Raw genomic sequence first — 23163 nt, forward strand, 5'->3', positions numbered from 1 at the left:
GGGGCGATTGAATCCCCCGCAAGCGGGTACACACCCATTGATAGTAACGATACTTACTATCCCGGCTGCTGTCCGCAGCCTGCCAACTGTGGAAAGAGAGCGACAATGACTGAGAGCCAATCGCCGCAGGACGGAAGCTTCGCGGCGCCACGAACTGGGGTCCCCGCAGGGACCGAGCCATATTCGGGAAGTTACCTGGACTCGCCGGTCGAAACCGAACCCACCGGCATGGAAACCGACGCCGAAGCGGGAACCACCGGTTATGGAGGCACCGGTTACGGAAGCACGACCGGGGGATCCGGGACCGTTGATTCCGCCAAGCAAGAGGCTGCCGAAGTAGCTGAAGTAGCGCGCGATGCAGCTGGCGGGGTCGTCGAAACAGCCAAGGCCGAGGCCGGAAACGTGGCCCAGGAAGTCAAGATAAACGCGCGGCAGTTGCTGACGCAGACCAAGGGTGAGTTGACAGAGCAGGCCGCTACCCAACAGCAGAGGGTTGCCGAAGGCTTGCGGTCCATCTCCGACGAGCTATCCACCATGGCCAATGCGTCCCAAGACGGTGGGGTGGCCACGGACTTGGTCCAGCAAGCGGCCCAACGGTCTTCCTCCATTGCCCAATGGTTGGAGAACCGGGATCCGGGCTCCCTCCTGGATGAGGTGAAGAGCTTTGCCCGCCGCAAGCCGGGCACGTTCTTACTGTTGGCCGCCGGTGCGGGTGTCCTCGCCGGACGGCTTGGACGGGGGATGGCCGATAACTCGCCCATGACTGGGACCGGTACATCGGATGCCACCACCCAGACGCCACGTGCCAGGTACTACCCCACGCAGGGTGGGGCTGTGTCGCCTCCGGCAGTTGACCTGCCCGGACCACAGGCGACAACCGCTGGATACGGAACGACGGGTGGATACGGAACGACGGGTGCCGGAACAACCGCTGGTGCCGGAACAACCGCCACGGGTGCCGGAGCGGACACGGGATATGGCGCTGGCACCACCGGTGGCCTCGAGGGATCAACCGTCCCGTACCCGGAAACCGAAGCCGGCGGGGTTAAGGCGCAAGGTGATCCGCTCGCACGTCCCGACGATCCCAGCGATCCCGATGATCCCGTATATGGAGGTCCCCGATGAGTAGTCCTGCCGACCTTCCTCCCACCGAAGCACACATCAAAGCGGAAACCGTACCCCTCGGCGAACTGCTGAGCGACCTGACCCGCGACGTCTCCACGTTGATGCGGCAGGAAGTCGAGCTGGCCAAGGTAGAGCTCAAGGAATCGGCCACCAAGGCCGGAAAGGGCGCCGGGATGATGGCCGGAGCCGCTTGGGCCGGGCATTTGACCATGTTGTTCCTGTCCCTGGCGCTTTGGTGGGCCTTGGGCCAGCTCATAGGCCTGGGATGGTCCGCAGTTGTTGTGGCGGTCATTTGGGGCATAGTCGCGGCGGTGCTTGCCTCGATGGGTCGGAAGGAACTGAACACTATCAAGGGCATGCCGCGCACCACCGAGACAGTCAAGGAAATACCTCCAACCTTCAAACCGAATACTGAGGAGACACGATGACGCAGAACCCCGACGCCCTGCGCGCCGACATCGAACAAACTCGCAGGCGGCTCAGTACCAACGTTGACGCCGTTGCTGACAAGGTCACTCCCTCGCACATCGTTAACCGGAGGGTGGACAGGATCAAGACGGCCGTGTTTGGCGCGCGCGACGATGTGCAGGACCGGGCGGCCCACGCAGCCCACGAAGCCCAGGACGCTGTTTCCGGGGTGGTTTCGGACATCGGCGACGCACCCCAGGTGATTACACGAAAGGCCCAAGGCAACCCCATCGCCGCCGGCTTGATCGCCTTCGGTGCCGGTCTGTTGGTTTCCGCCCTCATCCCACCGTCGGACACGGAGCGCGAGGCTGCACAGGCAGTCAAGGAAGCGGCCCAGCCATTGACCGACGAGCTGAGCCACGCCGCGCAGGAGATGGCGGAGCACCTCAAGGAGCCAGCGCAGGACGCTCTCCAGAACGTCAAAGACAGCGCCAGTGAGGCAGCTGCCAACGTTAAGGACGAAGGACAGGCCGCGGCTGCGGATGTCCAGGATCGTGCCACGACTGCCAGGGACAACCTCGGCAACCAGTAATTGCATGGCTCAACCCAACTGAGTCGCAGCAGATGCCGTCTTGAGCCCTCAAAACGGCATTAACTGCGACTCAGTTGGGTGCGCGGCAGGTAATTAGTGCACTTCGAGGATCATCTGCAGCAGGCGTGCTGCGGCTGGCCGCGCGGCGTGTTCCTCCACCCACTGCGCGCGGGCCAAGGCCTTGCTGACCGCCTGCGTGGTGATGCCGAGCTCGTGCGCCACGGCCTTTTGCTGGCCGCGGACACCGGGAGTGAGGAGGTCCAGCACCCGCCACTCGGCCGCGCTCCGGTGCTGCACGATGTGTCCGAGAAGCCGCAATACAGCTTCGGCTTCTGCTGCCAATGCCGTGAACGGACCATCAACAGCAACGGGGATTCGTTCCTTCCCGCTGCGGAGACGGTCAACAGCCCGCCGGGCATAGACCAGGCCGTGACCGGAAGCATCTTTGACCTGGTTGGGAAGGGGTTCGTTGATGGGCCCCACGCCGATTCCCACGTACCACTGACCCGTGCGGAGGGCGATCAATGCTGTGTCGACAGCTTGGTGGCCGGACTCGACGATGCCCTGCACCTCATCCTCAACCGAACGGTCGAAGTCGAGCCGTGCCGGGATATGCCGCAGGTCCTTGAGGAGCTCGGGCACGAGGTCACCGTCCCGACGACTGTCGCGTTGGTTGATGGTCAGAGTGAACATAGTGGATCACATGCTACCGGCTGGTAGCCGCTCTGCAAGGGCTTGTTTTCCTTATTTCTTTAGCACCCCTGGTTCAGGGGTGCGTCAGTCCAGGGCGGTGCGTCCGGTGACGACGACGGCGGGCAGCGCACCTGCCGACACCCGGCGGGCCTCGGATATCCCGGCGTTATGCATCGCATTCTGGATGGCACCCACTACGGCGGCAGGATCCTCATCGCTGGAAAATACCCAGAACTTGTTACGTGCACGGAAGACCAGAGCGTTCCTTCCGGCAACACCCAGCGACGTCTTTTCCCGCGCCACCAGGCGGCGGTCGGGATCAGTGCCATCCGCGGTGGTCACCGCCTTGATGTAAGCGGGAGCGATCTCTGCCCACGGGAACACCAGCGTGCTGTGCGTCTGGGAATAGCGGGCCACGATCCCGCGATCGAACACCAGGAGCTTGCGGAAGCTGCCCAGCAGTGTCATGGACCAGAGAACCAAGCCTGTAAGTGTGCTGGCCACGATGAAAAGGCCCGGATCGGCGAAGTGGCCAGGCTCCCGCGTGGAGGTTGTTGGCGTGATGAACTCACCGATTGCGCCGAAAAGGAATCCCACTGCCAAACAGGGAATGAGGAGCTTCCAGAAGACGTGCCGCGAGGACGCGATATGACGTAGCTGTCCCAGCTCGGGGCCGAGCCTGCGCTCAGTGCGCCTTACCAGCCAGTTACGGCCGCGCATCAGGACGCTGGCCGTAGAGATTTGGCAGGTTCTGCCGCTCAATATCGGCGGCTTGGGCAGCCGCAAGGACCTTCGGATCCGGAACGGGCTGCTGCCCATTTGCCACGCCGGATCGCCGATCGAGCGCGGCAAATTTCGGGTCCCACGTATCGCCCGAGCTCCCGCTGAACGCCGCCAGAATCAGCATGACCACGAAGAACGGGAAGAAGGACCAGCAGATGGCACGCCATCCGCCCAACCAGGCGCCCGCCGTCGTGCCGTCCTTGATCCGCACGGATCGCATGCCCGCAGCGGCATCGCCGACGCTTCCGGCAGTGCCCCAGATCATGCCGTATACGAACAAGCCAACGAACCAGAGAACGACGTAGAGAGTCAGCCAGAAGCCGTCATTGAAGGCCAGGAGTGAGCCGCTGTTCATCATGGCATTGCGTGCAACCGCCGTGATCGTGGCCAGGACGCCGTAGCCCGCAAGGAACACGACTGCGTCAAGGACGCGGCCCCAGAAGTGGGCTCCTCCGGATGCTTTCACGAAGTACGCGCCAGTCCCGGGATGACGGCGTACAGGGCGGCCGTTGACGGCATCAACCAAGCCAGTGGCGGTTTGGGACTTCGGAGTGCTCATGAGGTCAGGCCAGCCCAGCCAGCCCGCCGAGGACGTCGGCCAACGTAGCTGAAGAAGTTTCCTTCAATTCAAGTGAGACAGATTCGCCCTCTACCCGCGGAGTCAGGACGTGCACGCTGCTGGGACCGGTGTACACGGTGACAGTAGGAAAGTCGTTTGTGTCGGCGTTGAAGACCACCACGTTGCTGGCCGCTTGGGTGTCGGCCAGAGCGGTCGCCGCGTACTCTTCGAACTCGGCCTCCGTGTAAACATTCGGGTCAGTGTCGCGGTGGGCCACCGTGTTCGGATCAACAAATTCAGCAAGGCGCGGAGCCAGTTGATCGCGGGTGACAACGGTGAAGCCGTGCAGCCCGCCTTCGTCCACTTCCTCCAGCAGCACGCCGTCATCGTGGATGTAGCCGTAGAGCCAGCGCTTGCCGGTGGAAACGGTCCGTTCCACGGACACAACGCTGCTGCCGCTGCGGCGAAGCGTCAGGGCACCGGTGATTTCCTCGGTGGCGTGCAAGCGGGTGGGTTCGGTCTCGCCTTCAAAGATGACAGGGTAGACGAGTTCCTTGGCGAGCAGTCCGCGCAGGGCCACCGCGCACATAAGCTCCTTACTGGCATCCTGCGCTGTGAGCCACGGAAGGGCGACGATTTGTTCGTGCTGGACGCCGTCCAGTGCAACAACCTCTTCATCAGTCAACGTCGGCAAGGACTTGCCGACCGCGCTGGCCGACGCCAGGACCTTGGCTGCAGCCTGTACGTCCCGTTCGGTCCATTTCATGGTGCTGGTGGTCATCCGAATATCCCTCCGACAAAGTTTCCGACTGACTTGGCGGCATTACCGACCCCGTCTGCCACCTTACTGCCTACATCCTTGGCAAAATTGCCCACTTCCCGGGCGCCATCGGCGACATAACTGCCAGGGTTCCGCGCGAAGTTACTAATGGAATCCCAGTTGTCAGCCACCAGGTTGCCCAGGGCCCAGGCGCCGGCAACGATGCCCGCACCGATCACGATCGGGGCGCCGATGGGCCCCAGCAGGGCTGCGCCGCCAGCTGTCATGAGCATGATGCTTCCCACGCCGCCCACTACGGACAGGCCGCCGGCAACCCGGTCTCCCGTACCGCGCCAACCGTCGTGCTCGGGACTGATCATGTCGCTGATGCCGCCCACGATATTTAGCGGCGCCGCCAACGCCCCAGCGATCCGGAGGCCCTTGGAGAACTTCGTGGCGTCCTGAAAAGCCTGGCTGTAAGGAATGTTCGCCTTGAGGTCCGTGATGACGTCAGTGACCTTCTCGCCGCTGCGCAGGGCACTTAGGGCATCCCGCAGCACTGTACCGCCGGCCCGCCAATTGGTGAGTACCTCGCGGGTCTTGACCCATTCGGCGTGACCAAGCTTGCCGTACTTGTAGGCAGTCCAGAGCTGCGCACCCAGTTCCTTGACACCTGTTGCTGTGTCATAAACATCTTTCAGGACGCCCACCGATGTGCCGGAGCCGTCATTGTGGCTTGCAAATTCCTGCTGGTTGGCGTGCTTCTTGAGCTGGCTCGCGTTGTCCCGCAGCATGTTGGCGGCCTTCACCAGGCTCTGCCTGTGCTGGCTGTTCCAATCGCTCTTGAAGACTGTGGCATCGCGTCCTTGCCACGCCGTTGCCGAGTTGATGGCGTTGGACAGCTGCGCGCTCTGCAAATTGATGGCGTCGGCAGCTTTGCCCATGACGCCGGCCAGACTGCGTAGCTGCGCAATGTCCGCGCCGTAGAACCCAGCCATGTGAAACCCCCTGTGTACATGCGTCGTAAAGTCTCGTCCCAGCCTAGGCGGACCTGGAAGCGGCAGCGATGGGGAGACATCCCCATGTGCATAACTCCGACTTAAAGTGCGACGGCGGCTGGTGCGGTTCACATGGAACCGCACCAGCCGCCGTCGGGCAAGTCAAGCGCAGGGCGCCTGCGTGCCAAAGGCAGGGCCGTTAGTGGCCTTCGGCCGAGAAGCGCTTGATGGAAGCTTCCAGCTCGGCTTCGGCAGCGGCGCGGTCGCCCCAGCCCTCGGCCTTAACCCACTTGCCGGGCTCCAGGTCCTTGTAACGTGTGAAGAAGTGCTCGATTTCCTTGATCAGGAATTCGCTGACGTCGCTGACTTCCTGGATGTGGTCGAAGCGTGCGTCAACCGGAACGCAGAGGACCTTGGCGTCTCCGCCGCCGTCGTCGGTCATGTTGAATACGCCGATGGGGCGGGACTCAACGATGACGCCCGGGTGCAGGTCGAAGTCCTGCAGGAGCACCAGTGCGTCCAGGGGGTCGCCGTCTTCGCCCAGGGTGTTCTCAAAGAATCCGTAGTGCGTCGGGTACTGCATGGAGGTGAAGAGGACGCGGTCCAGGCGGACGCGGCCGGTTTCGTGGTCAACTTCGTACTTGACGCGCGATCCCTTGGGGATCTCGATGGTCACGTCGTGCTTCATGGCGTGCTCCTTGACGGGTGGGGGTGGGGCGCGGCAGGCGAAAGTGCAGCCGGCGCCGCCGACTACTATTGAGGATATAGCGAGAGGCCCGGGTTTCTTGAACCGGCGGGACATTTTCAGGACTGACAGGACCAAGCAACTGCATGAAGGGCGTTAAAAACGGGGGTGCCCGGAAGTGGGTGTCCACGGCGTGGGGGCGCTTGAAGTGGCCGATGCTGTTGACGTTGGTTCTACTGTGCGTGGGGGCGATCGTGGTGGTCGGCATGGTGCCAGGACTCTTCAGCGCACCCAAGCCGTCACCTTCCGCGCCGCCATGGCAGCAGGAGCCCGGCCGCCTGTCCCAGGCCAACGGCGTGCTTCCCCTGGACCCTGATGCGCCAACACCGGTACCAGCTGAACTGTCACGCCTTTTGAATGAGGCCCTGAAACCGTCCGGTGCCGGCAGCATCACTGGCGTGGTCATGGACGCCTCCACAGGCACGGTCCTGTTCGACCGCGATGCCAACGCGAACCGCATCCCGGCGTCGAACATGAAGCTGTTGACCGCAGCGGCCGCTTTGAAGGCGCTCCGTCCCGAATCGCGCTTTACCACCCGTGTGTTGGCCGGTGCTGACGCGTCAACAGTGGTGCTGACCGGGGGAGGGGACGTGCTGCTCGGCGGAGGTGCTTCCGATCCCGCGGCTGTGATGGGCCGGGCCGGGCTTGCAACCCTGGCCGCCGATACTGCCGCTTCTTTGGCTACCGATGGGGTCAAAGGGCCCGTGACCGTGCAGGTGGATGACTCGCTGTTCACGGGCGCGCCACTGAATCCTGCGTGGAGCCTTGACGACGTCGCCGCCGGTGAGACTGCCCCCTTGTTTTCCCTCGCCCTGAACTCCGGGCGCTATTCATCCACGATTACCACCGGGGCGCGTCCCCAGGATTCGGCATTCACCACCGCCCAGGCTTTCGCCGAACAGTTAGTGGCTGCCGGCGTCGAGGTGCGTCCCGGCGTCGAACGCGGCAAGGGCGTCCCGGCGAAGGTGCTGGCCGCCGCTGAGTCCGCAACCGTGAGCGAGCAAGTGGACCTCATGTTGGAAACCTCGGACAACTTCCTGGCCGAGGCGCTCGGGCGCATGACCGCCATTGCTTCCGGACAGGAAGCCACGTACGACGGCGCCACTGCAGCCGTGCGGCAACGGCTGGGGGAGTTGGGAATCGCCGCGGCTCCGATGCAGTTGGCCGATGTTTCGGGCCTTGCCTTGGAGAACCAGGTCAGTGCCCGCCAGTTTGCGGAAGTAGTCCGTGCCATCACCAGCGGACCGGACCTCAGCCTGCGGACCGCCCTGGACGGATTCCCGGTGGCGGGACTTACCGGCACCCTGGACGACAGGTATGTGGACCCAAGCACTGCCGAGGGTGCAGGCCTTGTCCGTGCCAAAACCGGGACGCTCAACACCGTCATTGCTTTGAGCGGGTACGTCGTTGACGCTGATGGGCGACTACTGGTGTTCTCGTTCATCGGCAATGGCCTGGAACCGGGTGCTGCTGGAAACAAGGTGGCGATGGACCGCTCGGCGTCTGTGCTGGCCTCTTGCGGGTGCCGCTAGAAGCAAACTCCCCCCGCTCCGCGCGGAGCGAACTTAAGGGCCCATTGTCAGTGTCATGTGGTGTGATGGACCGTATGGTGTCATCTGCCCGAGATTCGTCAGCAGGGGCCCCGTCCCTGATCAATTGGGACCTGGCCGCCTCCACGGCTGCCCGGCTTACCCCTCCCGGTCCCGCGCTGAGCGCTGGGGAAATCGGCAAGGCGGTGGACAACCTGCGTTTCAACGCGGATATCTCTGTCCCGCACGTCCACGACATCACCGGGCTTGAAGCGGCGCGGGACCTGCGGGATTCGCACGTCCTCGTCGTAGACCGCGCTTCATGGTCCAAAGCCAACACCCAGAGCTTCTCCGTCATGCTCCAGCCGGCCCTGGAGAAAATGCTGGAGTCCCGCAGCAGTTTGTCCATGACACCGGCTGCCGCTGCCGCCAGCGGTGCCATCACGGGCAGCCAGCTCGGTGCGATCCTTGCTTTCCTGTCCAGCAAAGTCCTGGGGCAATACGACCCCTTCGCGGCGTTGGCCCCGGAAGCCCACGTTCCCCAGGGCGGGCGCCTTCTCCTCGTTGCACCCAACATCATCTCCGTGGAACGCGAACTCAATGTGCACCCGGACGACTTTAGGCTTTGGGTATGCCTTCACGAGCAAACCCACCGCGTTCAGTTTGCCGCCGCCCCTTGGTTGCGCGACCATATGCTGGGCGAAATCGAGAAGCTCAGCAGCCATCTCCTCGGCAACATGGATTCCCTGGTCGAACGGGCGGCTGCCGTAGCCAAGTCCCTGAAGGACCGCGCCGCATCGGGCAACGTGCCGGGCCGGGGTGCAATTCTGGACCTCCTGCAGGATCCCGAGGAGAAGGCTTCCCTGTCCCACATCACTGCCGTCATGAGCCTCCTCGAAGGTCATGCCAATGTGGTGATGGATGCCGTGGATTCCAGCATCGTCCCGTCGGTGAAGACGATCCGCCAACGCTTCAATGACCGCGGCAAGGACCGCGGCATCATTGAGAAGTTCATCCGTAACCTCCTCGGTCTCGACGCCAAGATGCGCCAGTACACGGACGGCGCAAAGTTCGTGCGCGAGGTTGTTGAAGTCGGCGGAATGGAAGGCTTCAACAAGGTGTGGAACTCAGCAGAAAACCTTCCCACCGAGGAAGAGATCCACAATTCCAGGCAGTGGCTTGAGCGGATGGGGCTTTGAGCGTACCTGTCTTTGATGGCGGCATCGATAGTGGTTCTGATAGTGGTTCCGGCAGTGGAATGACAGGCAAGGGCCGACGCCGGCCGGGCCGTTTGGCGCCAGTCGTCGGCAAGGCGCGGAAGCAGCTGCAGAACGCCCTGGCCGCTGCGGGTTACCCGGAGCGTGTGCTCGTAGCTTGCAGCGGAGGGCCGGATTCACTTGCGCTCGCAGCTGTGGCTGGATACTTCGCCCGGCGCGGCCATGTGGACGGGCACCCGATCTCCGTGGCTGGCGTCGTGGTTGACCACCAACTTCAGGCTGGCTCGGCAGAGGTAGCTTCCCGGACGGCAGCTGTATTGCGGGATCTGGGGCTTGCACCTGTAGAAGTGCGCACGGTGGAGGTCGCATCCACTGGGTTCGGGCCTGAAGCTGCAGCCCGCGATGCCCGGCACGCAGCACTCGAAGCCGCCGCAGATGACCTCGGTTGTGATCACATCCTGCTCGGGCACACCTTGGATGACCAGGCCGAACAGGTGCTCCTGGGCCTTGCCCGTGGCTCAGGCACACGTTCCTTGGCTGGCATGAGGCCGGTCCGGGGACGCCTGCTCCGTCCCTTCCTGGGCCTCCGGCGGGAAGAAACCCTGGAAATCTGCGAGGTTGAGGACCTGGAGCCGTGGCATGATCCGAGCAACAATGACCCTGCGTTCGCGCGCTCGCGGACACGCGCCGAGGTCATGCCTGTGCTGGAAGAAAAGCTGGGGCCGGGTGTTGCCGAATCTTTGGCCAGGACTGCCGCGATTCTGCAGCAGGACGCCGATTTCCTTGAGGATCTCGCAAACGAGACGTATCTCTCCCTGGTACACCGAACTGAAGACGGCTCGTGGATGCCGGAGGACGCCGTCCGCGGGCTTCCGGCAGCGTTGAGGTTCCGCGTCATCGCGAAGGCGGCGGCCGACGTCGGGGGCCAGCAACCCGGGTACGGGCGGCTCCAAGCCGCGGAAGCGCTGCTTCGTCGCCAGGGTTCGGCGGGACCCGTTGAACTTCCCGGCCACGTTAGCGTATATCGCCTGTCCCTCAGCGATTTGGAGCAGGAGCGGGCTGGTTCTTCCGTTGCTTCGGCTGCTGCCGGGACGGGCGATTCGGCCACCGGCGGTCCCCGCGAGGCCGCGCGCTGTGGGAAGCTAGTATTCCGGCATCAGAAATCGCCCCAACAGTAGCCGCACCCGAGCATCAAAACAGGAGCCATTGGTGGATTCAAACGACGTCCAGGCAGATCTCAAGCACGTTCTTTACACCAAAGAGCAGATCCAAACGCGCATCGCTGAACTGGCTGCGCAGATCGACAAGGACTACGAAGGCCGCGAACTGCTGATCGTTGGTGTCCTGAAGGGTGCCGTGATGGTCATGGCGGACTTGGCGCGTGCTTTGCACAGCCACGTCAGCATGGACTGGATGGCGGTTTCTTCCTACGGCTCCGGCACGCAATCCTCGGGCGTTGTCCGGATCCTGAAGGACCTCGATACGGACCTCATGGGCAAGGACGTGCTGATCGTCGAGGACATCATCGACTCCGGCCTGACGCTTTCGTGGCTCAAGTCGAACCTGGAATCGCGCGGTACGGCCAGCGTCGAGATCTGCACGGCCTTCCGTAAGCCCACCGCGGCCAAGGTCGAGATCGACGTCAAATACGTCGGCTACGACATCCCCAACGAGTTCGTTGTTGGCTATGGCCTGGATTACGCGGAGAAGTACCGCAACCTGGACTTCGTGGGCACGCTGGCCCCACACGTTTACGAGTAACCTGCCCTTTACTTGCGCCTTTTTCAGGCAAACATAAGGACGTGGGAAGCCGTTGACGAACAAAAGCATTGGCATCAAGGATGTAGCAGTTGCCGCCGGCGTGTCTGTCACCACTGTTTCCCACGTTCTGAATGACGTGGCCTACGCCCGCATCAGCGCGGAAACACGGGAGAAGGTCAAAGCCACGGCGGAACGCCTCGGCTACGGCCCAAACCGCCTGGCCCAGGCCTTGCGCACGCAGCGTACCGGGATGCTGGGGCTCATCAGCGAGGAAATTGCCACCACACCACACGCAGGGCGGATCATCCTTGGTGCGGATGAGGCCGCCAGGGCGCGGGGCTACAACCTGATGATCATCAACACCTCTGGTGCGGCAAGCGACGAGTCCCGGCAGGCCGACGTCGAGGCCCTTCTGGAGCGCCGCGTTGATGGCATCCTGTATGCCACCATGTACCACCGCGAGGTCACTTTGCCGGAGAACCTGAGTTCGGTTCCCGCGGTGCTTGTGGACGCTGAAAGCCTGGCGGGCAGCGTCGCTTCGGTAGTCCCCGATGAAGAGGGCGGCGCAAGGGTAGCCGTGCAGAGCCTTCTGGACGCCGGCCACCGACGGATCGGTTTCCTGAACAACACCGACGACGTCCCGGCAACCCGGGACCGCCTGCGTGGTTTCCGGAACGCCTTGAACGAAGCAGGGCTCGACGGCGGTGCCGCACCTGTGGAGTCCGAACTTTCCGAAGTGCAGGGCGGCTATGTTGCCGCCTTGCGGATGTTCAAGCGCGAGGACCGGCCCACGGGCCTGTTTTGCTACAACGACCGCATGGCCATGGGCGCCTACCGCGCAGCGGCAGAGTTGGGAATCAGCATTCCCAACGAACTTTCCGTGGTGGGTTTCGATGACCAGGAGCTCATCGCGGCCAACCTCCACCCAGGCCTGACCACAGTGGCCTTGCCCCACTACGAGATGGGTGCCTGGGCCACCGAGCGCCTGATTGATGCCATCGAAGGCAAAACAGACCTCGCTGTCCTTGCTTCCAAACCGACGATTCTGGAATGTCCCCTGGTGACCCGTGATTCCATCACTGATCCCCATGCAGGTCTGTCCTAGCCCGTCATAGGCGAGTATCCTGTGTACGCCCAGAGGGAACTTTTGAGCATTCCAGTGCGTGAATAACTGGGAACGGTGTATAGCTAGAAACTGAAGCAGCACCATTCGCGCGCAGAAGTTGCGCCTCGCAGCACTACCAGGAGGGACGGGGCGAAACCCCGATCAGATGAAAGCTAAGAGTTTCTTCAAGGGCCCGGGCATCTGGATTGTTGTCGTCGTCGGCTTGCTCCTGGTGGCATTCGCAACGCTGGCTCCGGGCGGTTCCACACGCATTGACACCAAGGACGGCCTGGAGCTCCTCGCGCAAAGCGGCAAGGTTGAGCAGGCCAAGATTTTCGACGCCGAGAACCGCGTTGACCTGGTGCTCAAAGACAGCCTGAACATCGATGGCCAGGACAAAGGGAAAAACGTCCAGTTCTTCTACGTCACGGACCGTGGTCCGGACGTCGTCAAGGCCGTTACCAGCGCCAACCCGGACAAGGGCTTCACGGACCAGCCGATCGAGAACAACTGGTTCTCCGGACTGTTCTCTTTGCTCATCCCCGTGCTGCTGCTCGGTGTGCTGTTCTGGTTCCTGCTCTCCCGCATGCAGGGTGGCGGCTCCAAGGTGATGCAGTTCGGCAAGTCCAAGGCCAAGCTGGTCAACAAGGACATGCCGCAGGTGACCTTCTCCGACGTCGCCGGTGCTGACGAAGCAGTGGAAGAGCTCCAGGAAATCAAGGAGTTCCTCCAGGAACCGGCAAAGTTCCAGGCTGTTGGCGCCAAGATCCCCAAGGGCGTGCTGCTTTACGGCCCTCCAGGTACCGGTAAAACGCTGCTGGCCCGCGCTGTTGCGGGTGAAGCCGGTGTCCCCTTCTTCTCCATCTCCGGCTCGGACTTCGTGGAAATGTTCGTCGGCGTTGGCGCTTCGCGTGTCCGCGACCTTTTTGAACAGGCGAAGGCGAGCTCGCCGGCCATCATCTTCGTGGATGAAATCGACGCCGTTGGCCGTCACCGTGGCGCCGGAATCGGTGGCGGTAACGATGAACGCGAACAGACCTTGAACCAGCTCCTTGTGGAAATGGACGGCTTCGACGTCAAGACCAACGTTATTCTCATCGCAGCCACCAACCGTCCGGACGTCCTGGACCCCGCGCTGCTCCGCCCAGGCCGCTTTGACCGCCAGATCACCGTTGAAGCCCCTGACATGGTGGGCCGCGAGCAGATTCTGAACGTCCACGCCAAGGGCAAGCCGATGGCCCAGGGCATCGACCTCCGGGCTGTTGCCAAGAAGACCCCCGGTTACACGGGTGCTGACCTGGCCAACGTCCTCAACGAGGCAGCCCTGCTGACGGCTCGTTCAAACGCCAACCTGATCGATGACCGCGCTTTGGACGAGGCAATCGACCGCGTCATGGCGGGCCCGCAGAAACGCAGCCGCGTCATGAAGGAACTCGAGCGCAAGATCACCGCCTACCACGAAGGTGGCCACGCACTCGTTGCAGCTGCCTTGCGGAACTCAGCTCCGGTCACCAAGATCACCATCCTTCCGCGTGGCCGTGCACTCGGTTACACCATGGTGATTCCCGAGGACGACAAGTACTCGGTTACCCGCAACGAACTGCTGGACCAGATGGCCTACGCCATGGGTGGCCGCGTTGCTGAGGAAATCGTGTTCCATGACCCCTCCACCGGCGCGTCCAACGACATCGAGAAGGCCACGTCAACGGCCCGGAAGATGGTCACCCAGTACGGCATGAGCGAACGTGTTGGTGCAGTGAAGCTTGGCCAGGGCGGCGGCGAGCCGTTCCTCGGCCGCGACGCCGCGCAGGAGCGCAACTTCTCCGACCAGATCGCCTACGTCGTGGACGAGGAAGTACGTCGCCTGATCGACCAGGCGCACGACGAGGCTTACGCCATCCTCACCGAAAACCGCGATGTCCTGGACCGTCTGGCACTGGAACTGCTTGAGCGGGAGACCCTCAACCAGGCCGAGATCGCCGAGATCTTCCACGACATCCGCAAGCGTGATTTCCGCGAGATCTGGCTGTCTAAAGAGTCCCGTCCTGTCCAGTCGATTCCGCCGGTTGAGTCCCGCGCAGAGAAAGCTGAGCGCGAGGCCCAGGAACAGGCCAAAAAGGCCCGCTTGGACGAGCCGCTGGACGCTGTGGCCCCGCACTCCCAGGGCGTCAGCAGCCAGGAGTCATTCCAGTCACCGGGACCCGACGGCGGCACCGACTCTCCGCTTCACGGCTAAGCTTTCTGCTGTGACTCATTTCGACGACGACGACCTCGCCGCCGCCCACGGCTCAGCCACGGACGGCAAGCGGGGCAATAAAGTGGACCGCCCGCGCATTGAAGCAGCAGTACGTGAAATCCTGCTCGCTATTGGTGAAGACCCCGACCGCGGAGGCCTGAAGGACACACCCAAGCGGGTTGCCAAGGCCTATGCGGAGGTCTTTGCGGGCCTTCACCAGCACCCGGCGGATGTCCTTTCCACCACGTTTGACCTCGACCATGAAGAGCTTGTCCTCGTGAAGGACATTCCCTTCTATTCGACGTGCGAACACCACCTGGTTCCGTTCCATGGGGTAGCTCATGTTGGTTATATTCCGTCACATGACGGCAAGGTGACGGGACTGAGCAAGCTGGCCCGTTTGGTGGATATTTATGCACGCCGGCCGCAGGTGCAGGAACGGCTCACCACGCAGATCGTCGAGGCACTCGTAAAGCACCTCAACCCCCGCGGGGCGATTGTCGTCGTCGAATGCGAACACATGTGCATGTCCATGCGCGGCATCCGCAAGCCCGGCGCCAAGACCGTCACCAGTGCGGTGCGCGGTCAGCTCCATGACCCGGCCACGCGCGCCGAGGCCATGAGCCTCATCATCGGAAGGTAAGCAATATATGGATTCCCTCGCTGCAGCACCCGGAACCGGCCCGGCCACAAGCCCACTGCCGATTCTCCGCAAGCCGCGGCCGGCGGCCAGGTTTGAGGACCTGCCAACGGACCGCACGCTCGTCATGGGAATTCTCAATGTCACCCCGGATTCCTTTAGCGATGGCGGCAACCACCGCACGCCGGACACCGCCATCGCCCTCGGCTTGCGCATGTTCTATGCCGGTGCGGACATCATCGACGTCGGTGGCGAGTCCACGCGCTCCGGGGCCGAACCCGTCTCCCCTGAAGAAGAACAACGCCGGGTGCTCCCGGTGATCCAGGCGCTGGTCAAGGCCGGCGCGCTGGTGAGTATCGATACCATGCACACGTCAACGGCGGCAGCTGCCGTGGAAGCCGGCGCTGCGATTATTAACGACGTTTCCGGCCTGACCATCGAGCCGGACATGCCCGAACTCGTGGCACGCACCAAGGTTCCGTATATCCTCACGCATCGTCGTGGCGATGCCCGCACCATGGACAGCCTCACTGAATACAACAACGTGACTGAGGACGTCGTGGCGGAGCTCAGCGGTATCCGCGACAAACTGTATGCAGCGGGCGTTGCTCCGGAGCAGATCATCATTGATCCGGGTATTGGCTTCTCCAAGAACGAGGACCAGAACTGGGAAATCCTCGGGAACCTGGACAAGCTTTTCGCGCTCGGCCATAAGGTCATGGTGGCAGCCTCACGGAAGCGGTTCCTTGGTTCTCTCCTGACCGTTGCCGGCAAGTCCGCCGCACCACTGGAACGGGACGCCGCCACCGCAGCCATTACTGCTTTGAGCGCCGCGAAGGGCGCTTGGGCTGTCCGCGTCCACGACGTCGGTCCCAGCCTTGACGCCGTCAAGGTTGCCGCTCGAATCGCCCGCTGACCGGAGGACTTTGTGGACAGGATCACGCTGACCGGTGTTACCGCCGTCGGCCATCATGGAGTGTTCGATTTCGAGCGCCGCGACGGCCAGCCATTCGTCGTTGACGCCGTCCTTCATACGGACTTCACCAAGGCCGCGGAGACCGATGACCTCCAGTACACAGCGCACTACGGCGAGGTTGCCGAGCTTATTACCTCGCACATCGAGGGCGAGCCGTTGAACCTGATTGAGGGCCTGGCCGTGAGGATCGCCGACGGCATCCTTGCCAACTATGAAGTGGCCGCCGTCGATGTCACTGTCCACAAACCGAAGGCCCCCATTGAGGTTCCGTTCGGCGACGTCACCGTGAGTGTCCACAGGGAGCGGTCATGAACTCGGGATACACCAAAGCGATCCTGGCTCTCGGCAGCAACCTTGGCGAGCGGAACGACACCCTTTCCACCGCCGTCGCCGATCTCGTAGACCCGCCGGACGTAAGGCTCCTTGGAGTGTCTCCGGTGGTCCAGACCAAGGCAGTGGGCGGGCCGGAAGGGCAACCCGATTTTCTGAACATGGTCATGGCAGTCGAGACGACGCTGAGTCCCCTTGAGCTGCTGCAGCACTGCCACGAGGTCGAGCAGAAGCACCACCGCACCCGCGAGGTCCGTTGGGGTCCGCGGACACTGGATGTAGACATCATCGTTTTCGGTGACGTGGTCAGCGACGATCCTGTCCTGACCCTGCCGCATCCCCGGGCTGCTGAACGCGCCTTCGTCCTGTACCCATGGTCCCTGCTGGAGCCAAATGCCCAACTGAACGGGCGGAGCGTCGCCGAACTGGCCGCCTCAGCTGAAGATATGCCCGGCATCCGTAGGTTCGACGGTTACGGCGATGTCGCCGGTGTTCCTGCGACGGGAGCGGTGGAGCAGCAGTGAAAGCCATGCGCCCCGCGGTCCTGGTGATCATCGCCATCATCGCTGCCGCCATAGGCTGGCTGGCCACGGCGGCAACCAACCGCCTCAGCATGCCCACTCCCGTGCTCCCAGTCTCCGCGCTGGTCACAATGGGCGTCATCGCTGTACTCACCCTGGTCATGGGGATCCGGGTCCTGCGGTGGCGCAACGGCAAGAAGAAGAACATGCTCAACCCGATCCTGGCTGCCAGGACGCTGATCCTTGCCCAGGCTTGCGCGTATGCCGGGACGCTCCTGCTGGGCTGGCACGCCGGCATCTCCTTTGATCTTCTTCGGATCGGGAGCTTGCGCAGTGGCGAGGGCATCCTGTGGAACGCCGTGCTGATGGGCGGCGGTGGCGTGGTGATGGTGATCGTCGGCCTGGTAGTCGAACGGTTCTGCCGCATCCCACCGGAGGACCTCGAAGGCGGCGCCCCCGGACCGGAAACCCGCCGCGGTGAAGCCAAGGGCGAAGGCGAGTATGCGTACCGAGGCGATTGACCCTCCCGGCGTCCAATGGCTGCGGGTCTCCCCGAAGTACGTCACCGTCCGCTTGGTGGAATGGGCCATCGGAAACCTTGTGATGGTGGCGATCCTCAGCCTCCCGCTCGTGTTTGTACAGCTGGGTTGGTGGCGTTGGCCGCCACTATGGCTCGCCATCACGGTACCCGCGGTGATGCTCGTGCTGGCGTTATGGCGGCTCGTCCTGATTCCGCGCCAGGTCCGGGCCATCGGTTACGCAGAGCGCGATGACGATCTCCTGATCCGCCGTGGCATCTTTTTCCAGCGCACCATGGTGGTCCCTTATGGGCGCATGCAGTATGTGGACGTTTCTGTTGGACCGGTGGAACGTGGACTGGGACTCTGTACTTTGAAGCTCCACACGGCATCTGCCGGCACCAGTGCTTACCTGCCCGGGCTCCCTGCAGAGGAAGGCGCACGGCTGCGTGAACAGCTCTCGGCACGCGGAGAAGCCAGGCTGGCCGGGCTGTGAGCCCGGAAGATAGCGCAGCCGTGAGCCTCCCAGGTAAAGCCGTCGACGCCGATTGGCGGCGAGTGCACCTAGCGTCACCGTTCGTGCGCGGCTGGGTCGCGCTGGCCGCCGTCGGGTATTTTTTCGGTCGTGACGCCTTTGAACGCATTCTGCAGGGCCGCGACATCCTGGATCCCAACCTCAATGGACGGGTGCCCTGGCTTTTGGCTGGCGGTGGCATCCTGCTGCTCCTGACCGTGGGTGGATTCATCCTGAGTTGGTACTTCACGCGCTACCAGGTCGCGGAAGGGTATGTCCGGGTCAATACCGGATTCCTCTTCAAGCAGCAGCGGCAGGCGCGGTTGGACCGTGTCCAGGCGATCGACATCGTGCAGCCTCTTTTGGCGAGGATCTTTGGCCTCGCTGAACTCAAGTTTGAAGTCGCCGACGCCGGCGAGTCGGCAGTGCGGCTCGCTTACCTTCCACTGGCCCAAGCCAAACAGTTGCGTGCCACTATCCTTGCCCGGGCCGCGGGAGTGGTCAGCGGGCCCGAGACCGCGGAAGAAATCCCCGAAGCTCCGGAGCACGTTGTATTGTCCGTGCCACCTTCCCGGCTGATTGGCTCGCTCCTGCTGAGCGAGCAGACCGTCGGAATCCTGCTCGGCGCCGCGGCATCCATAGCTATCTCCGTGTACACAGAAAACAGCGCAATCTTCCTGGCACTGATCCCGGCTGTCCTGGGTATCGGTGCTGCCTATTGGAGCTCATTTAACAAGGGTTACAACTTCACGGCCGCAATTTCGCCCGATGGGATCCGGCTACGCTACGGGCTCCTGGACACGCAAGCCCAGACCTTGCCGCCGGGTCGAATCCAGGCACTGAAGGTCACGCAGCCGCCCATCTGGAGAATCTTTGGCTGGTACCGCATGCACGTTAACGTGGCCGGCTACGGTGGCGCCGCTGGCAATGAGAACGCAGCCCGCACCACCTTGCTGCCTGTGGGCATGAAGCCTGACGTCATGCGCATGCTCTCCCTCGTGCTGCCAGACCCCGGTGTTGAGGATCCGGAACGGGTGTTTATTTCCGGGCTGGAGGGTTTGGCGCCGGCGGGCTCCGGATCAGGCGGGCTTACGTCCACGGATGGTTTCGTCACCACTCCGCGCCGGGCCCGGCTCCTTGCCCCGCTGGGATGGCGGCGCAATGGTTTCCTGGCCACGCGAACGGCGTTGTTGATTCGCTCGGGCCGATGGTGGCGTGCCCTGGTCCTGGTTCCGCATCAGCGCACGCAGTCCATGGCCTTGCAGCAAGGTCCGCTGGCGCGGCGTTTCGGGGTGGCTGATCTTATCCTCCACACCACGGCCGGACCCGTCGCGCCCCGCCTCTATCAAGCCGGCGTGGAGCAGGCTGTCCAGCTCTTTGACAAACAGGCTGCCCGTGCCCGCGAAGCCAGAAGGCGGCAGACCAGCGAGCAATGGCTTGCACAGGTAACGGGGCAAGCCCCACGCCAATCACCGCCACAAGCGCCAACACAATCGTCAACGCAGGAGGATCCACAGCATGGTTAGGCCAGGAAGACTCGGAGTCGGCATCATCGGCGCCGGCAAAGTGGGTGCCGTCCTGGGTGCCGCTCTGCGCGCGGCCGAGCACGCCGTCGTCGGGGTTTCTGCCGTATCCGAGGCGAGCCGGGAGCGGGCGGAGACGTTGCTGCCTGGTGTCCCGATCCTTGGGATCCAGGAGATCGTAGAGCGGTCGGAGTTAGTGCTGCTTGCCGTTCCGGACGATGCCCTCGGCGAGCTGGTCGCCGGACTGGCGAAGCTTGGTGCGTGGCAACCGGGCCAACTGGTGGCTCATACCTCGGGCCGTTTCGGTGTGGGGATCCTGCAACCGATCCGCGCGGCGGGTGCCATCCCTCTGGCGATGCATCCTGCCATGACCTTCACCGGCATGAGCCTGGACCTGACCCGCCTCATGGATTGCACGTTCGGAGTCACCGCGGACGCTGCTATGTTGCCGATTGCCCAGGCCCTGGTTGTGGAGATGGGCGCCGAACCGGTAGCGATTGCCGAGGCCGACCGCACCCTCTACCACGCTGCTCTCGCGCACAGTTCCAACCACATGGTCACGCTGGTGGCGCAGGCGTCGCAGCTGCTGCGGGAGATCGGCGTCGAATCCCCGGAGTCAATGCTGGGTCCGCTGCTGCGCGCGACATTGGAGAACGCCCTTGCGTCCGGCGAGTCGGCACTGACCGGACCCGTGGCGCGCGGCGATGTAGGCACCGTTGCTGCACACGTCCAGGCTCTGAAGGAATACGACGGCGGTGCTGGCGGCGACGTGCTGGCGGCCTATCAGGCCATGGCACAGGCGACGGCCCGGCGTGCCGGTAACCGCGGACTGCTGCGCCCCGAACAACTGAGTGACATTGGCGAGGCACTGGGAACTGAACCCACCGCGCCGGAAGGAATCTGAACAGCATGGCCATCAAACTCGTGACCACCGCAGCCGAACTGCGTGCCGAGAGCGCCCGTCTCCTGGCTTCCAAGCGGGGAAGTTCCCAAGGCCTGGTGCCGACCATGGGCGCCCTGCATTCCGGCCACGCAGCCTTGGCGAGGACCGCAGTGGCTGAGAACGACGTCGTGGTAGCCACCATTTTCGTGAATCCCCTCCAGTTCGGCGACGCCGTGGACCTCGACCGCTATCCCCGCACGCTCGAGGCGGATATGGCTCTCCTCAATGCCGAAGGAGTTGACCTTGTCTTCGCACCTTCCGTTGACGAGGTGTACCCGGGTGGCCAGCCGCTGGTCCGTGTATCCGCCGGCCCGCTCGGTGGGAAATGGGAGGGCGCCTCGCGCCCCGGCCACTTCGATGGCGCCCTGACTGTGGTAGCCAAGTTGCTGCACTATGGACTTCCGGGCGGTGCAGCTGCGGACGGTTCGACGCCGGCCTACCGCGCCTACTTTGGCCAGAAGGACGCCCAGCAACTTGCCCTCGTGAAGCGGATGGTCGCCGATCTGAACTTCCCGGTGGAGATCGTGCCCGTGCCAATCGTCCGCAGTGAGGACGGCCTGGCGCTTTCCAGCCGTAACCGCTTCCTCTCGGACGAAGAGCGCGAGGCGGCGCTGGTGCTGTCGCGGGCTCTGCGCCTTATCGAGTCCCGCGCAAACGCGCACGAACCGCTCGACTTGGACTCCGCCGTCGAACTCGTTGAATCCCAGCCCCTGGTGGAACTGGACTACTTCGACGTCGTGGATCCCACCACGCTCGAGCCGCTGGCCGAGAACTGCAAAGAGACCCCGTTCCGCGGCGAAGGGCTTGCAATTATTGCCGCCAAGGTAGGTCCCGTTCGGTTGATAGACAACGCTCCGCTTAACTCCTGAGGTTGAATACCTAACGTTTGGATTTTCTGCTGACGGGAATCTCCTGGGCGTCTAGACTGTTTCTGTCTTCACCGGTATTGATCGCCGGAATCCAAGCCCAAACCTGAGGAATCCTCATGTCTACCGACGTCACGTCCGACGCCAACAGCGAGCCCGGTTCTGGCGCGTCCGCAGGCGCTGCCTCCACAGAGGAAGCGCTCACGCAGGCTCCTGTCTCAGGAAAGATGTCCCGTGAGTCCGTCACGGTCATTGTCACCTTGCTGGTTGCCACCTTTGTGGTGATCCTCAACGAGACCATCATGAACGTCGCGCTCCAGCGGCTGATGACCGACCTCAAGGTGGATGCGCCCACGGTCCAGTGGCTCGCCACCGGCTTCATGCTGACCATGGCGGTCGTCATCCCGACCACCGGGTTCATACTGCAGCGATTGACCACCCGCGGCTCGTTCATGCTCGCGATGGGACTCTTCAGCGGCGGAACGCTGCTCGCCGCGCTGGCGCCCGGGTTTCCCGTGCTGCTCCTCGCGCGAATCGTCCAGGCCGGCGGCACGGCCATCATGCTGCCATTGCTGATGACCACAATCCTCACCCTTGTGCCGATGTCCCGGCGCGGAGCTGTCATGGGTAACGTCAGCATCGCCATCTCGGTCGCTCCCGCAATGGGCCCCACCGTTTCAGGCATCATCCTGGACCACTTCTCCTGGCGCTTCATGTTTGTGTTCGTGCTGCCCGTGGCTCTTGCTGCCTTGGCGATTGGTGCCAAGTACCTCACCAACGTAGGGGAGCGCGGCAAGACTGGTTTGGACTTCACTTCGGTTGTCCTCACCGTGCCTGCCTTCGGTGGGCTGGTCTACGGCCTGAGCCAGATCGGTGGCGCCAACGCTGGGGTAGTCCCGATCATCGCACTCGTTGTGGGACTCGTGTGCCTGGCGCTGTTCGTCTTCCGCCAGCTCAAATTGCAGAAGTCCGACGCTCCGCTGCTGGATCTCCGGGCCTTCAACTTCCGGATGTTCACGGTGTCCACGCTGCTCATGGTCGTAGCAATGATGGCCCTGTTCGGTGGCGTCATCCTGCTCCCGCTCTACCTGCAGAACACGCTGCACCTGCAGCCCATGGAAACCGGCCTGGCGCTTTTGCCGGGCGGATTGGCCATGGGTCTGTTGGGTCCGGTGATTGGGCGGATCTTCGACAAAGTTGGTCCCCTGCCCTTGACCGTATCCGGTTCAGTCCTCATGGTCCTGACCCTCTGGCAGTTCTCGCGGCTCGATCAGGCCAGCGCCCTGGGGTGGGTGATTGCACTGCACGTGACGTTGAGCCTCGGCCTGGCCCTGCTCTTTACGCCAGCCTTCACCACAGGCCTGAACCCCCTGCCGCCGCACCTGTACTCCCACGGATCGGCGATCATGAGCACCGCCCAGCAAGTAGCCGGTGCCGCTGGCACTGCGCTGCTCGTGTCCATCTTCGCGGTGGTGTCCGCATCCTCCGGCCTGGTAGCGGGCATGCAGGCCGCGTTCCTGGCGGCAACCATCATTGCCGGAGCTGCCGTGGTGCTCGGTGCGATGATGCGCAAGACCGAGGGTGCGGGCCACGGGGGCCACTGAGCCCGGCCGGGCCGGGCCATTGTGCCTTGGCTGGGCCGGGCCATTTGGCGGGCCTCCTCTGTGCGCGTCACCCTTCCCCCGATCCTCTCTCACATCCTGAGGTGTTTGGCCGGTTGCTCTCTCACATCCTGAGGTGTTTGGCCGGTTGCTCGCTCAGATCCTGAGGTGTTTGGCCGGTTGCTCGCTCACATCCTGAGGTGTTTGGCCGGTTGCTCGC

Annotated in this window: 25 protein-coding genes; 19 read left to right on the forward strand and 6 right to left on the reverse strand. The window is 63.3% G+C overall.

Annotation, left to right across the window (positions count from 1 at the left end):
• Positions 1 to 105 precede the first annotated feature (105 nt).
• From ACZ5G6_RS00435 to ACZ5G6_RS00445, 3 genes are read left to right on the forward strand one after another with little or no spacing between them, the layout of a single operon-like run.
• The gene (locus ACZ5G6_RS00435) at positions 106 to 1125 is read left to right on the forward strand and encodes a F0F1 ATP synthase subunit B family protein (protein ID WP_498688648.1); all 1020 of its coding nucleotides are present in this window, start codon (positions 106 to 108) and stop codon (positions 1123 to 1125) included.
• Positions 1122 to 1553: a phage holin family protein gene (locus ACZ5G6_RS00440; protein ID WP_498688650.1), complete on the forward strand. Its 432-nt coding sequence runs from the start codon at positions 1122 to 1124 to the stop codon at positions 1551 to 1553. The genes ACZ5G6_RS00435 and ACZ5G6_RS00440 overlap by 4 nt, the downstream gene beginning before the upstream one ends.
• On the forward strand, positions 1550 to 2125 hold the full coding sequence (locus ACZ5G6_RS00445) for a DUF3618 domain-containing protein (RefSeq protein WP_498688651.1): 576 nt from the start codon (positions 1550 to 1552) through the stop codon (positions 2123 to 2125). Before ACZ5G6_RS00440 ends, ACZ5G6_RS00445 begins: the two co-directional genes overlap by 4 nt.
• Positions 2126 to 2218: 93 nt before the next feature.
• Here the strand turns inward: ACZ5G6_RS00445 and ACZ5G6_RS00450 are convergent, their stop codons facing one another.
• From ACZ5G6_RS00450 to ACZ5G6_RS00475, 6 genes are all read right to left on the reverse strand, one after another.
• The gene (locus ACZ5G6_RS00450) at positions 2219 to 2818 is read right to left on the reverse strand and encodes a hypothetical protein (protein ID WP_223935277.1); all 600 of its coding nucleotides are present in this window, start codon (positions 2816 to 2818) and stop codon (positions 2219 to 2221) included.
• A gap of 84 nt (positions 2819 to 2902) precedes the next feature.
• Entirely contained in the window at positions 2903 to 3580 is a 678-nt protein-coding gene (locus tag ACZ5G6_RS00455; protein ID WP_498688653.1) for a hypothetical protein, read from the reverse strand.
• Positions 3525 to 4160 carry an RDD family protein gene (locus ACZ5G6_RS00460; RefSeq protein WP_223935279.1) on the reverse strand — a complete coding sequence of 212 codons (636 nt, stop codon included), beginning with the start codon at positions 4158 to 4160 and terminating at the stop codon, positions 3525 to 3527. The genes ACZ5G6_RS00455 and ACZ5G6_RS00460 overlap by 56 nt, the downstream gene beginning before the upstream one ends.
• A 4-nt stretch (positions 4161 to 4164) precedes the next feature.
• Positions 4165 to 4941, reverse strand: coding sequence for a hypothetical protein (locus tag ACZ5G6_RS00465; RefSeq protein WP_223935280.1), 777 nt, complete (start codon positions 4939 to 4941; stop codon positions 4165 to 4167).
• Complete coding sequence (locus ACZ5G6_RS00470) at positions 4938 to 5918, reverse strand: hypothetical protein (protein WP_223935281.1); 981 nt, start codon at positions 5916 to 5918, stop codon at positions 4938 to 4940. Before ACZ5G6_RS00470 ends, ACZ5G6_RS00465 begins: the two co-directional genes overlap by 4 nt.
• Positions 5919 to 6117: 199 nt before the next feature.
• Positions 6118 to 6606: an inorganic diphosphatase gene (locus tag ACZ5G6_RS00475; RefSeq protein ID WP_144663396.1), complete on the reverse strand. Its 489-nt coding sequence runs from the start codon at positions 6604 to 6606 to the stop codon at positions 6118 to 6120.
• 143 nt (positions 6607 to 6749) lie between these two features.
• Between ACZ5G6_RS00475 and dacB the strand changes: the two genes are divergently transcribed.
• The 16 genes from dacB (at position 6750) to ACZ5G6_RS00555 (ending at position 22946) form a co-directional block, all read left to right on the forward strand.
• Positions 6750 to 8195, forward strand: coding sequence for a D-alanyl-D-alanine carboxypeptidase/D-alanyl-D-alanine endopeptidase (gene dacB / locus ACZ5G6_RS00480; protein WP_498688656.1), 1446 nt, complete (start codon positions 6750 to 6752; stop codon positions 8193 to 8195).
• 74 nt (positions 8196 to 8269) lie between these two features.
• Positions 8270 to 9391, forward strand: a complete 1122-nt coding sequence (locus ACZ5G6_RS00485; protein WP_223935283.1) for a zinc-dependent metalloprotease — start codon at positions 8270 to 8272, stop codon at positions 9389 to 9391.
• A 125-nt stretch (positions 9392 to 9516) separates the two neighbouring features.
• Positions 9517 to 10587, forward strand: coding sequence for a tRNA lysidine(34) synthetase TilS (tilS, locus tag ACZ5G6_RS00490; protein ID WP_346347181.1), 1071 nt, complete (start codon positions 9517 to 9519; stop codon positions 10585 to 10587).
• 31 nt (positions 10588 to 10618) lie between these two features.
• On the forward strand, positions 10619 to 11170 hold the full coding sequence (gene hpt / locus ACZ5G6_RS00495) for a hypoxanthine phosphoribosyltransferase (RefSeq protein WP_216924216.1): 552 nt from the start codon (positions 10619 to 10621) through the stop codon (positions 11168 to 11170).
• 52 nt (positions 11171 to 11222) lie between these two features.
• Positions 11223 to 12275 (forward strand): LacI family DNA-binding transcriptional regulator, encoded by a 1053-nt coding sequence (locus ACZ5G6_RS00500; protein ID WP_223935284.1) that lies wholly within the window; start codon positions 11223 to 11225, stop codon positions 12273 to 12275.
• A gap of 166 nt (positions 12276 to 12441) precedes the next feature.
• Complete coding sequence (ftsH, locus tag ACZ5G6_RS00505; RefSeq protein WP_498688660.1) at positions 12442 to 14511, forward strand: ATP-dependent zinc metalloprotease FtsH; 2070 nt, start codon at positions 12442 to 12444, stop codon at positions 14509 to 14511.
• A 10-nt stretch (positions 14512 to 14521) separates the two neighbouring features.
• Positions 14522 to 15154: a GTP cyclohydrolase I FolE gene (gene folE / locus ACZ5G6_RS00510; RefSeq protein ID WP_223935286.1), complete on the forward strand. Its 633-nt coding sequence runs from the start codon at positions 14522 to 14524 to the stop codon at positions 15152 to 15154.
• 7 nt (positions 15155 to 15161) lie between these two features.
• The gene (gene folP / locus ACZ5G6_RS00515) at positions 15162 to 16067 is read left to right on the forward strand and encodes a dihydropteroate synthase (protein ID WP_223935287.1); all 906 of its coding nucleotides are present in this window, start codon (positions 15162 to 15164) and stop codon (positions 16065 to 16067) included.
• Positions 16068 to 16079: 12 nt separating this feature from the next.
• Positions 16080 to 16439: a dihydroneopterin aldolase gene (folB, locus tag ACZ5G6_RS00520; RefSeq protein ID WP_223935288.1), complete on the forward strand. Its 360-nt coding sequence runs from the start codon at positions 16080 to 16082 to the stop codon at positions 16437 to 16439.
• On the forward strand, positions 16436 to 16981 hold the full coding sequence (gene folK, locus ACZ5G6_RS00525) for a 2-amino-4-hydroxy-6-hydroxymethyldihydropteridine diphosphokinase (RefSeq protein WP_498688662.1): 546 nt from the start codon (positions 16436 to 16438) through the stop codon (positions 16979 to 16981). Before folB ends, folK begins: the two co-directional genes overlap by 4 nt.
• Positions 16978 to 17499, forward strand: coding sequence for a DUF3180 domain-containing protein (locus tag ACZ5G6_RS00530; protein WP_498688664.1), 522 nt, complete (start codon positions 16978 to 16980; stop codon positions 17497 to 17499). Before folK ends, ACZ5G6_RS00530 begins: the two co-directional genes overlap by 4 nt.
• Positions 17480 to 17992, forward strand: a complete 513-nt coding sequence (locus ACZ5G6_RS00535) for a PH domain-containing protein (RefSeq protein WP_223935291.1) — start codon at positions 17480 to 17482, stop codon at positions 17990 to 17992. Before ACZ5G6_RS00530 ends, ACZ5G6_RS00535 begins: the two co-directional genes overlap by 20 nt.
• A 20-nt stretch (positions 17993 to 18012) precedes the next feature.
• Complete coding sequence (locus ACZ5G6_RS00540; RefSeq protein WP_498688665.1) at positions 18013 to 19536, forward strand: PH domain-containing protein; 1524 nt, start codon at positions 18013 to 18015, stop codon at positions 19534 to 19536.
• Positions 19529 to 20437, forward strand: a complete 909-nt coding sequence (locus tag ACZ5G6_RS00545) for a Rossmann-like and DUF2520 domain-containing protein (RefSeq protein WP_498688668.1) — start codon at positions 19529 to 19531, stop codon at positions 20435 to 20437. Before ACZ5G6_RS00540 ends, ACZ5G6_RS00545 begins: the two co-directional genes overlap by 8 nt.
• A gap of 5 nt (positions 20438 to 20442) precedes the next feature.
• Complete coding sequence (gene panC, locus ACZ5G6_RS00550) at positions 20443 to 21345, forward strand: pantoate--beta-alanine ligase (RefSeq protein WP_223935294.1); 903 nt, start codon at positions 20443 to 20445, stop codon at positions 21343 to 21345.
• A 116-nt stretch (positions 21346 to 21461) separates the two neighbouring features.
• Positions 21462 to 22946: a DHA2 family efflux MFS transporter permease subunit gene (locus ACZ5G6_RS00555; protein WP_498688670.1), complete on the forward strand. Its 1485-nt coding sequence runs from the start codon at positions 21462 to 21464 to the stop codon at positions 22944 to 22946.
• Positions 22947 to 23163 lie beyond the last annotated feature (217 nt).

The organism is Arthrobacter sp. TmtSoilC51 (assembly GCF_055388015.1).